The sequence below is a fragment of the Kitasatospora sp. NPDC056184 genome, assembly GCF_042268405.1.
Taxonomy (GTDB): Bacteria; Actinomycetota; Actinomycetes; order Streptomycetales; family Streptomycetaceae; genus Kitasatospora.
The window spans coordinates 201,791-220,013 of the sequence record NZ_JBHJUI010000013.1; the positions used below are offsets into that span (position 1 = coordinate 201,791).

Below are 18,223 nucleotides of genomic sequence, written 5' to 3' on the forward strand. Positions count from 1 at the left end.
GTCTCTCAGGTGTCGTTCTGGTCGGACTTGCCGCCCGTGTTGTCGGACGGCACGTCGGCCCGCGAACGCGCGGCCCGGATGTTGCGGACGCCGATCAGCAGGCCGCCCTCCTCCTCCGGCTGGACCGAGAGTGCGGTGCTCTCCATCGGATCTCCTCTCCCCTTGGCGCTGTTCGGTCCTCCGGGGTTTCGGAGGAAGTCGCAGCGGGTGAGCGGCCAAGTCTTCCGAGTAGTGACTGACAGGGCCATGGCGTCCGGCTGTCATCTGGCGACCGGATTCGCACACGGGTGTCATCGAGGTGTCATCTTCGCCACGATCACGGCCGTGAGCTGTGGTTCCTTGGCCTGAACACTCCGGCGGGGTGGCCAGCGGGCACCGGTTCTGGGCAGGATGCCGGGCATGGAAATCTTGGTGGTCGGCGGAGGCTGGTTTCTGGGCAAGGCCGTGGTGGAGGAGGCGCTCGGACGCGGCTGGGGTGTGACGACGTTCAACAGGGGGCGGTCGGGAGTCGTCCTGCCCGGCATTCGGCAGGTGCTGGGAGACCGGACGTCGGTCGAGGACTTGGCCCGGCTGGCTGCACAGGGTCCGTGGGACGCGGTGATCGACACCTCGGCCGGCGAGCAGCCTCCGAAGGTAGTGCTCGCGGGAGCGAGGGCGCTGGAGAGCGCCACCGACCGCTACGTCTACGTCTCGACGGTGTCGGTATACGCAGGGTGGCCGGACCACCCGCTGAAGGTCGGCGAACCCCTCATGGACGGGCCCGCCGACGCCGGGAGCGACTACGGCCGGAACCCGGAGGGTTGGCTGGGCCCCGATCTCCACTACGGCCGTCAGAAGGCCGGCGGCGAGCGGGCGGTGGTCGAGACCTTCAGCTCCGACCGGTCGTGGCTGCTTCGGCCTGGGGTGATCCTTGGCCCGGGCGAGTACGTCGGTCGGCTCCCGTGGTGGCTTCGGCGGGCCGAGCAGGGCGGCGAGATTCTCGCCCCCGGCAGTGCCGGCAAGACCATCCAGCCGGTCGACGTGCGCGATGTCGCACGCTTCGCAGTCGATGTCGCCGAGCGGCCCAGCGGCGGGGTCCACAACGTGACCGCGCCGATCGGTCGGGACACGATGGGTAGCTTCCTCAAGGCGTGCCTGGACGTGACGGGAAACCGCGGTGAACTGCGCTGGGTGCCGGACGGGGTGCTGCTGGAACACGAGGTGCGGCAGTGGACGGAGCTGCCGTTGTGGCGGACCAACGAGGGCGTCTGGCTGGTTGACTCCGAACCCGCCTACGCGGCCGGATTCACCTGCCGCCCTCTGGAGGAGACGGTGCGGGACACCTGGGAGTGGCTCCAGGCCGGCAACGCGCCGGTCCCGCATCCCCGCGCGTCTGCCCACGGAATCGAGCCCGGGCGGGAACGGCAGATCCTGGCCGCCGTCAACGCTCGGCACTGAGGGTTGGTATGGGTAGGCGGATCGAGAGGCCCGCCCACCCATACCAACGGAGGTGACCTACTCGATCGCCAGCCGCGGGACGCTGCCGCCGACCTGCCTCGGGGCAGCGACCCGTGTGTAGTCCTCGAGCGCCTCCTTGAGGGCGATGGCGCCGGGCGAGGTCCTGACGGGCTCGGTGGTGAGCAGCCGGCCGACGTGGGCGATTCGTTCGACCAAGCCCGCAGCGCGGCGCTCGGGGGCGAGGGCCCTGATGGGCTCCAGCACCTCGGCGGCTTCGTCCAGTTCGCTGCCGAGAATCAGCGCTGCTGCGAGATCCGCGCGAGCCTCCGCCTCGATCCGGGGAAGCCGCTGGGCCTCGGGCAGGGCGGCCTGCAGCTCCAGCACGCGCCGAGCGTGCTCCTGAGCACCAGCTCCATCGCGCAGGAGCAGGAACGTCGTGCCGTGCGAGCGCGAGATCCGCTCCGGGCCGTGGAGGAACTCCCCGGCTACCTCGTCGTGGAGGTCGTCCACCTCTGCGGTGTCGAGGTCGAGTGCACGCTCGACTGCGGCCGTCGCCCGCTGCCGGTCGCCGAGGTGGCCGTAGGCCCTGGCCTCGATGGCGGCGATGCGGGTCCGGCCGGCCGCGCCGACGCCGGTGAAAGATTTGGCTTGGTGCACGAAACGGATCGCCTCGCTGGAGCGGCCCTCCCAGTAGGCGAGCATGCCGAGCGTGCCAGCCGCGAAGGCGGCCAGGGGGTTGAAGCGGGTGGCTTCGGCGTACATACCGGCGGACCGGGCAAGCCGGGTCGCTTCACCCAGGGAGCCGAGGTCGAATGCCGTCATGGCGAGCAGGGCCGTCGTCTGGCCGATCGCGATCAGCAGTTGCTGCCTCTGCTCGGGGATGTGGGTGCGGTCCAGGAGCTCCTCGGCATCTGCCCGAAGCTGCCGGGCTTCCCGGAGCACGTCGAACGGCGGCCGGTTGTTGTAGGTACGGGCGAGTCGGCGCACGTCTTCCTGAACCTGTTCTATGGACAGGTCGGAGAGGAAGGCGGACGCAACGGAAGCGGCGTGGTCGGATGCTTCGCGTGCGGTCATCGCGAGTTCTCTTTCAAGGTCTTGCCGGGATAGTGCGGTCGGGTCTCCCTCTCGGGGCGGGGCGAGGAGCTCGGCGATCGTCCTGTTGTCGAACAGGTGCTGGATCGTCTGGACGAACACCCCTGTCGGCCGGCTGACCGTCCCCGCTACCCAGCGCCGGAACGTCGCCTCCGACATGTCCAGGTTGCGGAACCGCGGGTCCTTGAGGTTGCGCGCCATCTCGTTCCCGGCGCTCCTGAATTCCCTTTGGAAGTCCGGAAATTCCCATCCCGCCTTCTCGATCAGAGCACCCAGTAGCGTCTTGTTCGCCATTTCGCGGCCTCCGCCCCCGTGGTCTCAACCTGGCCCAGCCGCAACCTGCGCGGGGAGAGCCTGGCTCAAGCAATACCCGACAAGGAGCCTCCCCATAGCGAGATCTGACGAGATGACTCCTGGATGACGTGTTGCTGACTTCGCCATGCGACAGATGACACCTGGCTGTCGTGGCGCTGTTCCGGCCGGGGCGAGACAGTGAGTCGCCGATCACTGAACCGCAGTTTGCGAGGTGATCTGGTCAGCCCCCTCTGCCTGCTCGACCGAGGGTGCATCCGACTACCCGCTGGCCGTCTTGCCCACGGCTTCGGTCCTCCGGTCAGGCGGGGACGGCAATCAACAGACCGCGAAGGGGGAAACAGGTCATGCCATCAGCGCCTACGGCTGCCGATCAGCTCGTGCAACACCCCGCTGGTCACGACGGTGAACTGCGCTCTGCAGTGGAGGAGTTGCGACAGGGGCAGTGGTGGTCGACGCGAACGCTTCTGGCCCGCTCTTGGGGTGACCCCGGCTTGTGGGCGTCGCGCACCCAGGTCCTCGGCGCGGTGGCCGGCCACAACGACGTCCTGCGCCACTGGGGCGCCGAGGAACCCGCCGCGTTCGGCCTGACGACGCTGCATACCCGCGTTGCCGTCGACCAGGCGCTGCTGGTCGGCCAACGGCGGCCGGACTCCCGGGACGCCGTAGCGCTCGAAGGCGGTGCTCGGCAGTGGTGCTGGCTGGCGGCTTCGGTCCTCGGGGGCGATCCCGTGCCGTGGCTCGGGCTGCTCACCCTCGCGCAGCTGGACCTCGGGCAGGCGCTTCTCGAACACAAGGTCCCGGCTCCGGACAGGATGCTCCCGCCCGGTCCGTGGGGGCTGTTCGACCAGGCCCGCCGGACCGACCCGTGGGGTCGGGAGGCGTTCCATCGGATGCTCCGCTTCTGGCTGGCCCGTAACGAGGTTGGCCCGGCTACCGAGTTCCTGGCCACGTATCTGCCCAGCGCGCCGGGCGGTTCCGCCCTCCACGCGCTGCCGCTGTACCTGTATGTCGACCGCTATCGCCACGCCGAACGTAAGGAGGCCGTCCAGCTGCAGTGGACGGACGACGAGGCGGTCCGCGACACAGTGCTACGCGCCTTCGGGCACTGGCAGGCCGCGCTCGGGCAGGGCAGCCGGTGGCCGGTGGCGGACGAGAGCCACCTCGCCCACGCCCTCTGGGCCAGTCGCCAACGCCCGGAGGCCGCGGAGGTCTTCTCTGCGATGGCCCCGTTCATCTCCTCGCAGCCCTGGCAGAGCCTGGCGGACCGACCCGGTGACCTGCTGCGGCAGGCAATGGCCCAGTCCTACGCCGTCGCCGGCTGACCGCCACCGACCCGTCTTCCGCCCGGCCCCGCGCCGGGCCCGATATCCGACTTCCCCTGGGGGTTTCGCCATGTCCTGGCCTCAGCGCACCGCGTCCGAACCCGAGGACCAGCATCTTCGGTCACTTGGCTACGAGCCCGAACTCGTCCGCAGGATGGGCGGGTTCGGCAACTTTGCGGTCAGCTTTTCCGTGATCAGCGTGCTCAGCGGCGGTATGACCCTGTTCGGGTTCGGGCTGGTGACCGGTGGCCCGGTCGTGATGACGTGGGGCTGGGTTGCCGTCGGCCTGGCCGTCTTGCTGGTCGGCGCGGCGCTCGCCGAGGTCACCAGCGCCTACCCAACCTCGGGCGGCCTCTACTACATGGCCCAGCGGCTCGGCGGTCCGCGGTGGGGCTGGACGACCGGGTGGTTGAACCTCCTCGGGCTGCTCGGCGGGATCGCTGGCATCGACTACGGCGCGGCCTCGTTCATCGCCGCGTTCGCCGGGCTGCAGTGGGGTGTCGCCCCGACGCCGGGCCTGATCCTGACGATCTTCGCGGGCGTCCTGCTGCTGCACGCTCTGCTGAACGTCTTTGGGGTCCGCGTCGTGAGCCTTTTCAACGCCGTCTCGGTGTGGTGGCACTTGCTGGGCGTCGCCCTGATCGTCGGCGTGCTCACCGTCATCCCCTCCAATCACCAGTCCCTGTCCTGGGTGTTCACGCACTTCGAGAACGGAACCGGCTGGACGAGCCCCCTCTACGCCAGCGCCGTCGGCCTGCTGCTGGGCGGCTACACGTTCTGCGGCTACGACGCCTCCGCGCACCTGTCGGAGGAGACGAAGGACGCCAGGGTCGCCGCGCCGCGCGGCATCATCCGCTCGATCTGGGTCTCCCTGCTCGCGGGGTTCGTGCTGCTGGCCGGCCTGCTGTTCGCCGTCCAGGACTACGCCGGCGTGTCCGCCGCCGCCGTGCCGCCCGCCCAGATCTTCCTGGACGCGGTCGGGGCGACCGGCGCGAAGCTGCTGCTGCTCGTCGTCATCGGGGCTCAGCTGTTCTGCGGCAGCGCGGAGACCACCGCCGCGTCGCGGATGATCTACGCCTTCTCGCGGGACGGTGCGCTGCCCGGCTCGGCGACGTGGCGCCGGGTCTCGGCCGGCGGCGTTCCGGTGCCCGCGGTGTGGCTGGCGGTCTCGGTGGCCTTCGTCCTGGCCGTCCCGTCGCTCTGGTCTCCGGTCGCCTACGGCGCGGTGACGGCCGTAAACGTCATCGGGATGAACCCCTCGTACATCATCCCCGTCTATCTGCGGCTACGACAGGGTGACCGGTTCGTCCCCGGACCGTGGAACCTGGGCCGGTGGAGCAGGCCGGTCGGAATCGCCGCCGTCGTGTGGGTGGTGATCCTGACGGTGCTGGTGTGCCTGCCGCAGCGCGCTCCCGTGACCATCGAGACGTTCAACTACGCGCCCGTCACCCTGGCGGTGGTCCTCGTGCTGGCGTGGGTGTGGTGGAAGCTGGCTGGCAACAAGTTCTCCGTGCCGGTGGTGGAGGACCCGCACCTGGCCCGGGTCGAGGCGCAGATCGTATGAGGGCGACGATGCGGGCCGCCCGCTCCCGCGCGGCCAAGTCCCCGACGGGGGTGGTTTCGCCGACCGGGCCGCTGGACCAGCTGATCTCGGCGTTCGGCATCGACACGGTGCTGCTGGCGACGGTCGATGCTCAGGGCCGGCTCAAGGGCAAGGAGCACGACGCGGCCCAGTTGGTGGAGCGGCTGCGGTCGGGGGCGCTGACCTCGGAGATGTGCGGATACCTGCTCGGGACCGACCTTGGCATGACCCCTGCCGTCAGCGGTCCGTTCTCCTGGATGAGCGGTTTCGGCGACGTCGCTCTGCTGCCCGACACCCAGCGGGCCCGGCTGCTGCCGTGGCTGCCGGGCACGGCGCTGGTGCTCGCCGAGCCGATCAGCGGTGGATACCCGCACCCACTGGCTCCCGGCACGGTGCTGGCCGAGCAGCTGCACCGGCTCGCCGGGCTCGGTTTGGTGCCGGCAGTGGGGATCGAGACGGAGTTCGTGCTCTACGAGGGCTCCGCGCGGGACGCGGCGGCCTCCGGCTGGCGGGAGCTCTGCCCCGCAGCCCGGGACAACCGTGACTACGCCCTCGACCAGCCGCCTACGGTGCGGGAGTTCGGACGCCAGCTCCGCCAGGTTCTGGCCACCGCCGGCATGCCGGTCGAGGCCGTCAAGGGCGAAGGCGCCCCCGGTCAGATCGAGGTGACCTTCCCATACGGGGCGGCGGCGGCGGCGTGCGAACAGCACGTGCTGTTCAAGCACGCCGCCCGGACGGTCGCGGAGGATGCCGGTCTGACGGCGTCATTCATGGCGGCGCCGTCCACTGGAGTCGGTTCGGGGATGCACCTGCACGTGTCGCTGGCCGACTTCGGCGACCGGTCGGTGTTGGCCGCCGACCCGCAGGACGGGATCGAGCTGTCGGAGCTGGGCGAGCAGGCGGTGGCCGGGCTGCTGACGGTGCTGCCGGAGGTCGCGCCGCTGTGGGCGCCGTACGTGAACAGCTACAAGCGCCTGCAACCGCACTCCTTCGCGCCGGCCCGGCTCGCCTGGGGCCGGGACAACCGGACATGCGCGGTGCGAGTGGTCGGCCACGGCCGCAGTCTGCGGCTGGAGGTACGGCTGCCGGGCGCGGACGCCAACCCGATGCTCGCCCTGGCCGCCGTGTTCGCCGGCATACGGCACGGCATCGATGCCGGCCTCAAGCCTCCGCCGCCCACCGGCGGCAACGCCTACGAGCAGGGTGACGTGCCGCTGGTGTCGCAGTCGCTGGAGGAGGCCGTCGCCGCCTTCGAGGCCAGCACGCTGGCCGGTGAGCTGCTGGAGGAACGGGTGGTTGCGCACCTGGCCCATGTCGCCCGCATGGACCTGGATCACCACGCCCGTGTGGTCACCGACGCCGAGGTCGAGCGCGGTCTCGTCCAGTCCTGAGCCCCGGGCCGGTCGCGGGTCGAATCCCCTCCCCGAGCTCGGCCCGGACCCAACCCCCACACCGCTTCCCTGTTGGAGAACACCATGGACACCACCACCCAACTCGAGACAACTGTCGACACCACTCCGCCTCCGGCCGTACCGGACCTGCTGGCGGCCGTGCACCTGGTCGACGTCGCCGTCCCCGGCATGGAGGGCCTGGCCCGTTGGCTGGCCGAAGCCGGAGCCGACGTCACTGGCAGCATCCGCGAAGCCGACCAGCACAGCCCCGTCGTCGCCGCGCTCGAAGCGGCGGGCGTCCGGGTCCTCGTCGGGTTCGACGCTGGGCATGTGCGCACCGACCGTACGGCGGTGGTGTGGTCGGGCGTCGTCGCCGGGCCGCACCCCGAGCTGGACCGCGCCCAGGTCCTGCGTCTGCCGATCCTCGGACGTGCCCTCGCACTCAAGGCCATCTGTGTCCAGGCCGGTACCGGGGCGGTGGCCGTGGCGGGCAGTCACAGCACCGCGACCGCGGCAGCCGCCCTCGCGCACGTCCTCGACAACGGGCAGACGGGCTGGGTGCTGAACGCTCCGGCCCGAGACGGTGCCGCTGGGCACGCGGGCGGCGGCAGCCGGATCGTCGTGGACCTGTGCCCGGACGCCGGCAGCCACGAGGCCGCTCCGCACGCTGCCTGGCAGCACCGCCCCGCCCCGCACTTCCTGACGGCCGAGCCCCGCTTCGCCGCCGCGCTGATCCTCGCCACCAGTGCCAACGCCCCGCACTTCGAGGACAACATCGCCGGGCTCGGCGCCGCCGAACGGCTCGCCCGCAACGCGAGCGTGGTCGTCCTGCCGACCTGGGACACCAGCGTAGCGAACCTGCGCGAACGCCTCGGCGACCGTGCGGTGCCCGGTCAGCGAGTGGTCACTGTGGGCACCGACCCCGCCTCCACCGTGTGGATCATGGCGCCGCGCTGGACGGGCGAGGACTTCCGCGTCGTCCTGCGCTACCAGGAGACGGACCACACCTTCGTCCTCCCGGTGGCCGGCCGCCACCACGCGCTGGCGGTGTGCGCGGCCATAGCCACCGCACTGGTCCTCGGCGAGGACCCACAGGCCGTCGCCGAGCGCGCCGCCTCCTTCCGCGGGGTGGAGCGCTCGCTCGCCCCCGTCGGCTCGCATCGCGGCATCACGGTGCTCGAGTCCCGGGCCCGGCATTCGCGCGAGGTCGCCCAGGACGTGGAGGCTGCCCGGATGCTCACCGAGTTCGCCCTGATCGTCGTCCTGGAGCCGGACGGCATCGCCCGCACCAGCGCGCACGCGGCCGAACTCGGTGCAGCGCTCAAGGGCGTGGACCATGCGCTGCTGCTGCCGGTCAGCACCACGCTGGTCCACCACTCCGTGCCCGACCCGCTGGACGCCGTCGAGCAGGCCGCCCGCCGCATGCTCGGCGACGGCAAGGTCAACCGCGCCCGCTCGGGACCGTGCGAGCCCGGCCCCGAGCAGCAGATCGGCGAGCTGGCCGCCGAGGGCGACCTGGTGCTGGTCGTCGGCACCGGGCAGGCCGAACGGTTCGGGGCCCGTCTGCTGTTCCACCTGGCGGCACCGGCTACGCCGATCCCGCAGCACCTGTGAGCCGCCCGAACTGCCCTGTTGGAGAAGCCGCTGTGCCCACCGCGCCCTTGCCCGCCCTTGCCGCCGCCGAGCGTCGGCTGGTCGTCCTGGCCTCCGCCGGAGCCAGCTTCGAGCAGATCGCTGCCGACCCCGAGACGCGGCTTCGGCTGGACGACGTCCGAAGCGCGATCGAGGCGGTCCTAGTCACGACCGGAACCCGCACCGTGCTCCAGCTCGCGGGCTGGGCCACCGCCCACCGGATCGTCACCCAGCCCGTGCACCCCAGCGGAGCACTGACCATCAAGCCCTCCCTTGCCCCTCGGCTGTCGCAGATCCTTCGCGGCTGGGCAGGCGGTCGCAGTACCCCGGAGCTGACCGCCGATTTCGGCATCTCCCCGACGACGATGCGCACCTACACCAAAACTCTCCTCACCACGTTGAACGTCGACTCCCAACCCCAGGCCATCGTCGTCGGGGTCCTCGCCGGCTTGGTGCTGCTGAGCGACATCGACCCCGCGTGGCCGGCGGAACCGCTCGCCCGCACCGCCGAGAGCGCGGCACCGTGAGCGCCCGGCCGAAACCCGGGCGGATTGTTCTCGGCGTGCTGTGCTTCCTGCTCGGCGTACTCGTCGGCGGCTGCGCGATCTACCTGCTGGAGCACATCGCCGAGATCGGCCAGCCCATCTACCTCGGCATCTTCGCCGCAGCCGCCCTGACCACCCTCGGCGTCGCCGACCGTCTGGTCAACCACCGCACGCCCTCGCAAGACTCCCGCCGCTCCGGCACCCGCCGGTCCGGCTGAGCTTCACCCCATGGCGGCCGTTCGGGCCAGGGCCGCACCCCTTCGACCACAGAGAGCCGATGTCCTCACCACCCATCCACCGCCGGGGCACCGGACCCGGCGGTGCCCTCACCACCGCGTCCCTGCGCTACATCGAGGCGCCGGAGCCGTTCGAGCCGGACACCCTGCCGTCGGTCTTCCTCGCCGGGGCGACCATCGGCTGCCCGGACTGGCAATGGGAGGCGGTCGGCCTGCTGGCGAGCGCCGGCTTCGAGGGCACCGTCCTCAACCCGCGCCCCTCCCGTAACCCCGCCACCGACCCCTACGCCGTCTGGGCGCCGTTCGGCTGGCAGGACCGCAACATCCGCCGCACCAGCGCCGTCCTGTTCTGGAACCCGATCGGCCACGTGCGTGTGCACGACTGCTACGAGGCCGGCCTGTTCTCCCCGTACGGCGGGGCGGTGGTCGTCGGCTGCGACCCGGCCGACCCCGTCCAGCAGGCCAACCGCGTCTTGCTCGCGCACCTCATGCCGTGGCTACCCGTTGCTGACTCCCTCGCCGGCACCGTCACCGCAGCCCTCGCCGCGGTCACCACCCCCGCCGCCGTCCGCGGCTGACCACCACTTCTCCCGCCCATGTCAGGACGTTCATGCTCCACGCCCCTGCTCCGTTCCGGATCGAGGACCTCGCCCTCCTCGGCAACACGCGCTCCGCTGCCCTGGTCCGCCCGGACGGCGCCATCAACTGGGCCTGTATGCCCGACTTCGACTCCCCGGCCGTCGTCGCCTCGATGCTCGGCGGAGAGGAGCACGGCTTCTGGCGCGTAGGCCCGGCCGTCTACGACGGTTCCCCGCCACCGGCCGCCGACCGGCGCCAGTACCTGGGCGACACCATGGTCCTGCGCCAGGAGTGGGACACCGACACCGGCACCCTCGCGATCACCGACTTCATGCCCGCCCCCGACGTCACCGACAACGCCGAACCGCAGATCATCCGGATAGTCGAGTGCGTCAGCGGCGTGGTGCGCGTCGCCTCTGTCTTCCGCCCTCGCACCGACTACGGCGCCACGCTGCCGACCATCCAGCGCTTCAACCACGGCATCCCGCGCCTGTCGGCGACCACCTACCCGCACTCGTACTGGCTAGACGGCCCCTCTCACACCGTCAACCACGACGGGATGTGCCGAGCCGACCTCTCCCTCCATGCCCGCCAGAGCATCGCGCTCTCACTCACCTGGAAGCCCTCCAACAGGCCCGCGCCCATCCCATCGGATGCCTTCGCCGAGCTGGACGCGACCGTGGAGTACTGGGAGCAGTGGGCCCGGGGGTGCACCTACCGCGGCCCGTACCGCGATGCCGTGGTGCGCTCCGCCCTCACCCTCAAGGCCATGTGCCACCCAGGCGGTGGCGTGATCGCCGCGCCCACCACTTCCCTGCCCGAGCAACTCGGCGGCGAGCGGCAGTGGGACTACCGGTTCGTGTGGCTGCGCGACAGCGCGCTGGCCATCGCCGCCCTGATCCGGTTGGGACAACTGGAGGAGGCCCGGCGCTGGCGGCGCTGGCTCATCGACACGGTCGCCCCCCAGCACCTCCAGCCGATCTACCGCATCAACGGCGACACCGACCTGGACGAGGAAGTCCTGCACCACCTCGGCGGATACGAGGGCTCCCAGCCGGTGCGGATCGGCAACGGCGCCGCCGGCCAGCTGCAACTCGACGTCTTCGGCGAACTCGCCGACACCCTGCTGCTCGCAGAGGACGCGGGACTGCCGGCGGACCCGCAGATCGACGCCCTGCTCCTCGCCCTGATCACGCAGGTCGAGCTGCGCTGGAAGGAGCCGGACGAGGGTATCTGGGAAATCCGCGGCAAGGCACGGCACTTCACCCACTCCAAGGTCATGTGCTGGGTCGCCGTGGACCGCACCGTGCGGCTGCTGGAGCGCCGCACCACCACCGATCCCGCCGTCCTGGTCCGCCTCGCCGAACTGCGCGACGAGATCCACCACGACGTCTGCACCCAAGGCGTCGACCCCGAGCGCGGGGTCTTCACTCAGTACTACGGCGGCCAGGACCTCGACGCCTCCCTGCTGCTCATCTCCCAGGTCGGCCTCCTGCCCCCCGACGACAAGCGTGTCATCGCCACGATCGAGGCCATCCGACACGAACTCACCGAACACGGCCTGGTGCTGCGGTATGCCACCCACGAGGCGTCCGACACTAACGTCGACGGCCTTGCCGGCCACGAAGGCGCCTTCCTGGCCTGCTCGTTCTGGCTCGCCGAGGGCCTCGTGGCCATCGGCCGCACCACCGAAGCCCGTCAGCTGTTCGACCGGATACTCGCTCTGCGCAGCGACCTAGGCCTGCTCGCCGAGGAGTACGACCCCCTCGCCGGGCGCCAGCTCGGGAACTTCCCGCAGGCGTTCTCGCACTGGAGCATGGTCGATGCCGCCGTCCGCCTCGCCATCAGGCCCCGATCTCGGCGGGCCGCACCGCCCCGCCCCCGTGGGGCCGTCGAGCAGGCGGCACCGGCCGCCGTGGTCGCGTAGTGGGCGGGGACGAGGTGCGCAACACCGTCGACAGCTCCTCGGTCGCCACCGCTGTCCAGGCCGGGCACATCACCGGCGGCGTACACCTCCACCAGGTCCCGCCCGCTCTGTCGACCCCGATGCCGCGCCAACTCGCCTCCGTCCCGGCCGTGTTCACTGACCGGGAGGAGGTCCTGCTGTCCCTGGGCGCCGTCCTCGGCCGAGCTTCCGCAGGCGAAACAGCGCCCGTCGTGGTGATCACCGGCCCGGACGGCGTCGGCAAGCGGGCACTCGCCACGAAGCTGGGCCACCAGATCGCAGACCGGTACCCGGATGGCCAGCTGGTGGCCCGGCTTCGCGCTGGTTCCCCGGGCGGCCCCGCCACGGCCGCCGAGGTCGCGAGATCACTGTTACGCTCTCTCGGCCTCGGTGACCACGCCCCGCTTCCCTGGGCCGAACAGGACCTACTCGGTCTTTGGCGCAGCGAGACCGCCCGACGGCGCGTGCTGGTGGTGCTGGAGGACGCATCCGACGCCGGGCAGGTGCTGCCGCTGATTCCGGCGGCACCGGGCTGCCTGCTAGTGGTCACCTGCCGCGACCCGCTGCCGGCCTTGCTGGCCCACGGCGCCCTGCACCACCGCCTCGAACCGCTCACGGCCGAGCACGGCCTGCGACTGCTGTCGCGGATCGTCGGCGAGGAACGCACCGGGCGCGACCCGGACGGGGCGGCGGCCCTCGTCGAGTTCCACGGGAGGATGCCACTGGCCATCGCGCTCGCCGCCGCCGACCTCGTCCTCCAGCCGGCCCTACCGCTGCGCGCCGGCCTACCCGCGCCCTCCTCGTCAGGGGCAACCCGATCGGACAACCCCGTGCGCGACGCCGTCGACACCGCCCTTGCCCACCTGTCGCCGCACGAGGCCGGCTTCTTGCGCCGACTCGCTCTGGTCCCAGCGACGGACCTCGACCTAGCCTCCAGCGCCGCCGCGACCGGCACCACCCGAGCCCAGGCCCGCGTGCTCCTCACCGAGCTGGCCGCCCGGGGCTTGCTCGACACCGCCCACCGTGCCGCCGTCCGCGGCGACCTCTACACGCTCCGGCCCGCTGTCCGCAGCGCCGCCATCGGCGTCGGAGCACCGGCGAGGCTGGCCGCCGAAGAAGCCTGCATCGGCTACCTCACCCACCTGCTCCAGGCTGCCCGCGCCTGCGCCCAGCTCCTCACCCCGCACCACCACGTCCTGCCCCGGCCGCTTCTGAGGCGTCCGGTTGAGCCGGTCCGCTTCACCAGCCGGCACGAGGCCCTCGCCTGGCTGGAGGCCATCGCCCCTGCTGTCGGTCCGGCCATGATCACCGCCGTCGACTCGGGCGACCCGGCGGTTGCCTGCGCGCTCGCTTCCGATCTCTGGCCTCTCTTCCACTACTACCGCGATGTCTCGATGTGGATCATCGTGTACGAGGCCGGTCTGCGCGCCGCGCTCCGATGGGGCGACCCCATGGCGATCCGCGAGATGTCCTCCACCCTCGCCCTGGGCCTCGTCGCTGCCGAACGCTACTCGGAGGCCACCACCCACTACTCCCGGGCCGCCGCCCTGGCCCGTGTTGCAGGCGACCGTGCCGGCGTCGCCCAGTACACCTCCGGCATCGGGGCGGCCTTCCACGACGCCGGGCTCAACGACGAAGCCCAGACCTTCCTCGGGGATGCCCTCGGGCTCTATGCCGACCTAGACAACCGCCGGGGCGCTGGGCTCGCCGGGATGCTCCTGGGCTCCGCTGCCGCCCGTCAGGGAAACACTGACTTCGCCCTCCCCATCCTGCGCACGGCCCGCGCAGACTTCACCAGGCTCCAGCCTCCCGATCCGCTCAACGCTGCAAGGGCCTTGGCCTACCTCGGCGAGGGCTACTCCCTCGCCGGCCAGCACGATCTCGCTGTCGCCGCGCTCGTCCAGGCTCGGCATGAGTTCGCCGACGTCGGCCACCGCCACTGGATCGCCCGCACCACCGAGTTCCTCGGGCAGGCCACCGAGCGTGCCGGCCAGCCGAACGTCGCACTCGGCTGGTACACCGCCAGCCTCAACCAGTACGCGGGCCTCGCCAGCACGAGAGACGAGAGGCGCCTCAACAGCCGCATCGCCGCGGTGCTTGCCTCGTGACCAGATCCGCCGCGTGCTTCGGGCGCTGCCGCCGACAACGTTTCCTCGACCCTGAGCCCGCCGATACCGCAGTCGTGTTGAACCTCAACATGCCCTCGACCGAAGGAGCTTGATGAGCAGGAAGCCGAAACACGCCGAGGAGGTCTCCGACAGCGAGCAGCTACTGTTCGGCGGGCCGATGCGGTACGACTACGGGTGGGCCAAGCACGAGATGGCCAGCGGGGAGGTCACGTTCTGGGCGGTCGCGCGCCAGATGCCCCGGTTCCTGCGCCTGGCCGGGCGGATGGCTTGGCAGGCCGACCGCCGGGCCTTGATCGTGCTGGTCGGCGCCGAGGTGCTGCGGGGCCTGGCGGCGGCTGCCGCGCTGATCGCGACCAACCGAGCGCTGTCGGCGATCCTGGCGCCCGGCGAAGTCGGGCAGGTTCTGCGCGCCGCGCTCCCGGCGGTCGTCAGCGTCGGGGCTCTGGCCGCGGTCTCCTCGGTCCTATCGGCGCTCTCCGCCTGGGCGGGCGGGCGTCTGGAACCAGCGGTCTTCCGCCGGGCCACCGTCGAGTTCCTCGGCATCGTCAGCCGCTCCGAGCTTGAGGCGATCGAGGACCCCGAGTTTCTCGCGGAGGTCGACAGCGCCCGTTGGGGCGCGATGTCCCTGCAGAACATCATCGGCCAGGCGACCTCCGTCCTGACCGCCGGCCTCTCCCTCGTCTCCGCCGCCGGCGTGCTGTCCGTTCTCCACCCGGCGCTGCTGCCGATGCTGGTGCTGATCACCGTACCGCGTGGCTGGGGAGCCGTGCTCACCGCCCGCCGCCAGTACACCTCCCGCAGGGCTTGGCTCCAGCACTCACGCGCCAGCACCGCGCTGGCGGACATGATGATCCGCCCCTACTCGGCGGCGGAGCAGCGCGTCCATGCCAGCGGCCCGTTTCTGCTCCACCACTACGAGCAGATGGCTGCTTCCGCCGAACAGGAACAAGGCCGCCTCGCCAGCGCCCGCGCCCGCACCGACCTGCTCACCGCGGCCCTCGCCGGCCTCGCCACCAGCGGCGCCTTCGCCCTGCTCGGCTGGCTCGTCGTAGACGGCTCCATCCCACTCGCCGCCGCCGGCACCGCCGTGGTCGCCCTCCGCACCGGGTCAGCGAGCATCGGCGGCCTCGTCTCCCAGGTCAACCGCCTCTACGAGGAGAGCCTCTTCGTCCGTGACCTCGACCAGCTGCGCCGCGACGGCCACCGCAGGGCGATCCCCACCGGCGGGACGCCTCTCCCGGAGCGCCCCGAGACGATCACGGTCGAAGAGGTGACATTCAGTTACCCCGGTCGCGAGGTCCCGGCGCTGGACAAGGTCAGCCTGACCATCCCGCGAGGGAAGGTCGTCGCCCTGGTCGGCCGGAACGGCTCGGGCAAGACCACGCTGGCCAACATCCTGTGCGGCGTCTACCAGCCCCACCATGGCAGGGTGCTGTGGGATGGCGTCGACACCGCCACCGCCGACCGTCACCAGCAGTTCCGCAGCGTTGCCCTGCTCGCGCAGAATTTCCAGCGGTGGATCTTCACCCTACGGGCCAACCTGCTGCTTGGCCGCCCGGAGGTCCCCCTCGGCCAGGAGCACCTGGACGCCGCCGCTGACTCCGCCGACCTCCAGCCGGTGCTCGACGAACTGCCCCGCGGATGGAACACCCTTCTGGCCAAGGGCTTCGAGGGCGGTGTGCAGCTGTCCGGAGGCCAGTGGCAGAAGGTCGCCCTAGCCCGCACCCACCTGCGCCTGACCATCCCCGACCAGGATGGCCGGCTGCCCGCGGTGGTCGTCGTCGACGAGCCCACCTCCGCCCTCGACCCGCAGGCCGAAGTCGCCGCGTTCGAGCAGATCCGCCAACTCACCGACCTCGGCGTCACCGTCGTCCTGATCACCCACAGGCTCGGTGCCACGGCGAAGGCTGACCGCATCTTCGTCCTGGACCACGGCCAGCTCATCGAGGAGGGCACGCACGCCGACCTCATGGCCCGCCAGCCCGCGACCCACTACCGCGAGGCGTACCTGCTTCAGGCCCTCCAGTACGACACCACCGTCCCCGGCCAGACGCGCGGCAGGGACGGCGCCGAGACCCACTGATTGCGATCAGGGTGTTGGCCGAATCAGCTGACACCCGCTTGACTTGGAGGTGCTGATGAAACCGCTGCTGGGCCACGGACCATCCGCAGGCGCCGGGGGACTGCCCCCCGTGGGCTGGCAGGTCGAGACCCTGCCGGCGCTGCGGGCGCTGGCGGCCGACGAGCCCGCCGTACAGAAGCTGGAGGTGTCCGGGTCCGCGTCCGGGGACGGCCGGCTGCTCGACGTCTGGTCCGACTTGGACGTGCTGGTCACAATCGACGGTGATCCGGAGCCGGTCGCCAACCGCCTCGCGCTGGCGGTGCCCGCCGCTCTCGGGCCCCTGTACGCGAGCAGCCGCTCGGGGGACGGCCAGGAGACCGGAGTGCGGCTGGTCTTGGCGGACCTTCGCCGCATCGACCTCACGGTCCGAACTGCTGGCGGCGCCCTGCACCCGCCGACCCGGTGCGGTGCTGCCGACCTGGCTGGAATCGCCGCGGCGTTCCGGTTCGACGCAGTCCTCGCCGCGTTCAAGACCGCGCGCCAAGACCTGCTGATCGGCACTCACCTCGCTCTCCAACTCCCCAGGCACCTCCTGGTCGCCGCCATGATCCTCCGCGACCAGGAGACCGGCACCCACCACCACAGGTACGGCAGCACCGAGTGGAACGTCTGGCCCGAGCGCCTCGGGGCAGTCGCTCCTCCGAGCAACACGCTCACCATCACCGCCTCGATCCGCCACCACGCACACGTCCTGCAGGACCTACTCGCTGTCCACGCACCCGACCTGGCCATCGACGACGACCCGCTGCACCGGTTGCTCGCCGCAGTCGACCGTAGCGCCGAGCGTCATTCAGCGCCCTCGGCCAGGTCCTGACCCACCTGCTCTGGTTCCGGCTCCTCCGGCTCCATCTGTTCCTCGAGAAAGAATCGCATGACGACCATCGACGTCCTCAACAAGGCCGGGCAGTCCGGCGCACCGTACGTGACACCGCTTCGCGCCACCTTGGAGAGGGTCGGCCCACAGGTAACCGCGCTGACGGGGCTGCCGCTTCCGCCTGTGGTCCGGGTGCGGCTGATGACCGTGCCGGACAGCGTGCTCGCGACCAGCGTCTCCCTGCAGCGTGCCCTTCGTGAGGCGGCGCCCACGGTGGAGGGGGCAACCGACGAGCTTGTCTCGCGGCTGCACCGCCAGGCCACGGATGCCACCAGGGACGTGGAGACGGCGCTGTGGCCGCGCACCCTCGGCAAGGTCATCTACGGCCCCGCCGGCACACCGCCGGAGATCGTCGTCACGCCAGCGTCGTACGACGAGGCCCGTGTCACCGAGCCCCTGATGTCCGTCGCCATGGCCAACAAGCTCGTCTCGCTGGCCGCCGTCGCCCTCCGGCCGACCCTGCTCGCCGATGCGGCCCGCATCAACCTGCTAGCGGCCCTGCGGCGTCGGGCCCCGGCCGACCAGCCCCGGCCGACACATGTGGTCGAAGGCTACGCCCAGCTGATCAGCCAGAGGATCGCCGAGGGCCTGACGGACGGCATCGCCCTGGAGCGCGGGCCGGGCGATCCGGAGCCCTCGGGGGCATTCCGAGTCGCCGAGCAGCTCCGTGAACTGGCCCCGTACAAACAGGCCACCGCCGTCGCGGAGCAGGCGAAGCCGTTCGTCGAGGCGGTCGTCCAGGCGGGCGGACCTGATCTGGTCAAGCGAGTGCTGCTGGATGACCTCCTGTGGCCGGCGTCCACGGACCTGGCTTCCCCAGCGCAGTGGATCGCCCGCCACGTCGCCCGCGGTGGCGCCCGCTGACCGTCCGGTCGGCGTAGCCGCGCAACCCGATGCCCTGAACAGTGACGCCGGGGTGCTCATTGAGCACCCCGGCGTCGTCCGTGTGACGGCGGACGAGGCCAAGCGTCGTCCGCGGCCCCGCACTCGGCCGCTCCCCGTTCGGGTCGTTCAGCGCCTGG

At 71.3% G+C, this 18,223-nt stretch carries 15 protein-coding genes; 13 read left to right on the plus strand and 2 right to left on the minus strand.

From position 1 onward, the window contains the following. Nucleotides 1–5 precede the first annotated feature (5 nt). A complete protein-coding gene (locus ACFC0B_RS25625; protein WP_376090131.1) occupies nt 6–146 on the minus strand; it encodes a hypothetical protein in 141 nt (46 codons plus the stop codon). Between the two features lie 253 nt (nt 147–399). On the opposite strand from ACFC0B_RS25625, the gene ACFC0B_RS25630 reads away from it, so the two are divergent. Next, nucleotides 400–1,437, plus strand: a complete 1,038-nt coding sequence (locus ACFC0B_RS25630; RefSeq protein WP_376090134.1) for an NAD-dependent epimerase/dehydratase family protein — start codon at nt 400–402, stop codon at nt 1,435–1,437. A 57-nt stretch (nt 1,438–1,494) separates the two neighbouring features. Here ACFC0B_RS25630 and ACFC0B_RS25635 read toward each other — a convergent pair whose 3' ends face one another. After that, nucleotides 1,495–2,823: a DNA-binding protein gene (locus tag ACFC0B_RS25635; protein ID WP_376090136.1), complete on the minus strand. Its 1,329-nt coding sequence runs from the start codon at nt 2,821–2,823 to the stop codon at nt 1,495–1,497. Nucleotides 2,824–3,335: 512 nt separating this feature from the next. Here ACFC0B_RS25635 and ACFC0B_RS25640 point away from each other — a divergent pair. The 12 genes from ACFC0B_RS25640 (at nt 3,336) to ACFC0B_RS25695 (ending at nt 18,065) form a co-directional block, all read left to right on the plus strand. Further along, nucleotides 3,336–4,166: a hypothetical protein gene (locus ACFC0B_RS25640; protein WP_376090139.1), complete on the plus strand. Its 831-nt coding sequence runs from the start codon at nt 3,336–3,338 to the stop codon at nt 4,164–4,166. 70 nt (nt 4,167–4,236) lie between these two features. After that, nucleotides 4,237–5,730, plus strand: a complete 1,494-nt coding sequence (locus tag ACFC0B_RS25645; protein WP_376090142.1) for an amino acid permease — start codon at nt 4,237–4,239, stop codon at nt 5,728–5,730. Beyond that, nucleotides 5,727–7,139: a glutamine synthetase family protein gene (locus ACFC0B_RS25650; protein ID WP_376090145.1), complete on the plus strand. Its 1,413-nt coding sequence runs from the start codon at nt 5,727–5,729 to the stop codon at nt 7,137–7,139. Before ACFC0B_RS25645 ends, ACFC0B_RS25650 begins: the two co-directional genes overlap by 4 nt. A gap of 84 nt (nt 7,140–7,223) precedes the next feature. After that, nucleotides 7,224–8,753 carry a Mur ligase domain-containing protein gene (locus ACFC0B_RS25655; protein ID WP_376090148.1) on the plus strand — a complete coding sequence of 510 codons (1,530 nt, stop codon included), beginning with the start codon at nt 7,224–7,226 and terminating at the stop codon, nt 8,751–8,753. Nucleotides 8,754–8,785: 32 nt separating this feature from the next. Next, nucleotides 8,786–9,298 (plus strand): LuxR C-terminal-related transcriptional regulator, encoded by a 513-nt coding sequence (locus ACFC0B_RS25660; RefSeq protein WP_376090151.1) that lies wholly within the window; start codon nt 8,786–8,788, stop codon nt 9,296–9,298. Nucleotides 9,299–9,333: 35 nt separating this feature from the next. After that, complete coding sequence (locus ACFC0B_RS25665) at nt 9,334–9,534, plus strand: hypothetical protein (RefSeq protein WP_376090154.1); 201 nt, start codon at nt 9,334–9,336, stop codon at nt 9,532–9,534. Between the two features lie 59 nt (nt 9,535–9,593). Then, a complete protein-coding gene (locus ACFC0B_RS25670; RefSeq protein ID WP_376090157.1) occupies nt 9,594–10,130 on the plus strand; it encodes a hypothetical protein in 537 nt (178 codons plus the stop codon). 32 nt (nt 10,131–10,162) lie between these two features. Beyond that, complete coding sequence (locus ACFC0B_RS25675) at nt 10,163–12,058, plus strand: glycoside hydrolase family 15 protein (RefSeq protein ID WP_376090160.1); 1,896 nt, start codon at nt 10,163–10,165, stop codon at nt 12,056–12,058. Nucleotides 12,059–12,072: 14 nt separating this feature from the next. Next, on the plus strand, nt 12,073–14,184 hold the full coding sequence (locus tag ACFC0B_RS25680) for a hypothetical protein (RefSeq protein ID WP_376090163.1): 2,112 nt from the start codon (nt 12,073–12,075) through the stop codon (nt 14,182–14,184). A gap of 112 nt (nt 14,185–14,296) precedes the next feature. Then, nucleotides 14,297–16,288, plus strand: a complete 1,992-nt coding sequence (locus ACFC0B_RS25685) for an ABC transporter ATP-binding protein (RefSeq protein WP_376090166.1) — start codon at nt 14,297–14,299, stop codon at nt 16,286–16,288. 109 nt (nt 16,289–16,397) lie between these two features. Next, nucleotides 16,398–17,141 carry a hypothetical protein gene (locus tag ACFC0B_RS25690; protein WP_376090169.1) on the plus strand — a complete coding sequence of 248 codons (744 nt, stop codon included), beginning with the start codon at nt 16,398–16,400 and terminating at the stop codon, nt 17,139–17,141. 57 nt (nt 17,142–17,198) lie between these two features. Next, nucleotides 17,199–18,065 (plus strand): hypothetical protein, encoded by an 867-nt coding sequence (locus tag ACFC0B_RS25695; RefSeq protein ID WP_376090172.1) that lies wholly within the window; start codon nt 17,199–17,201, stop codon nt 18,063–18,065. Nucleotides 18,066–18,223 lie beyond the last annotated feature (158 nt).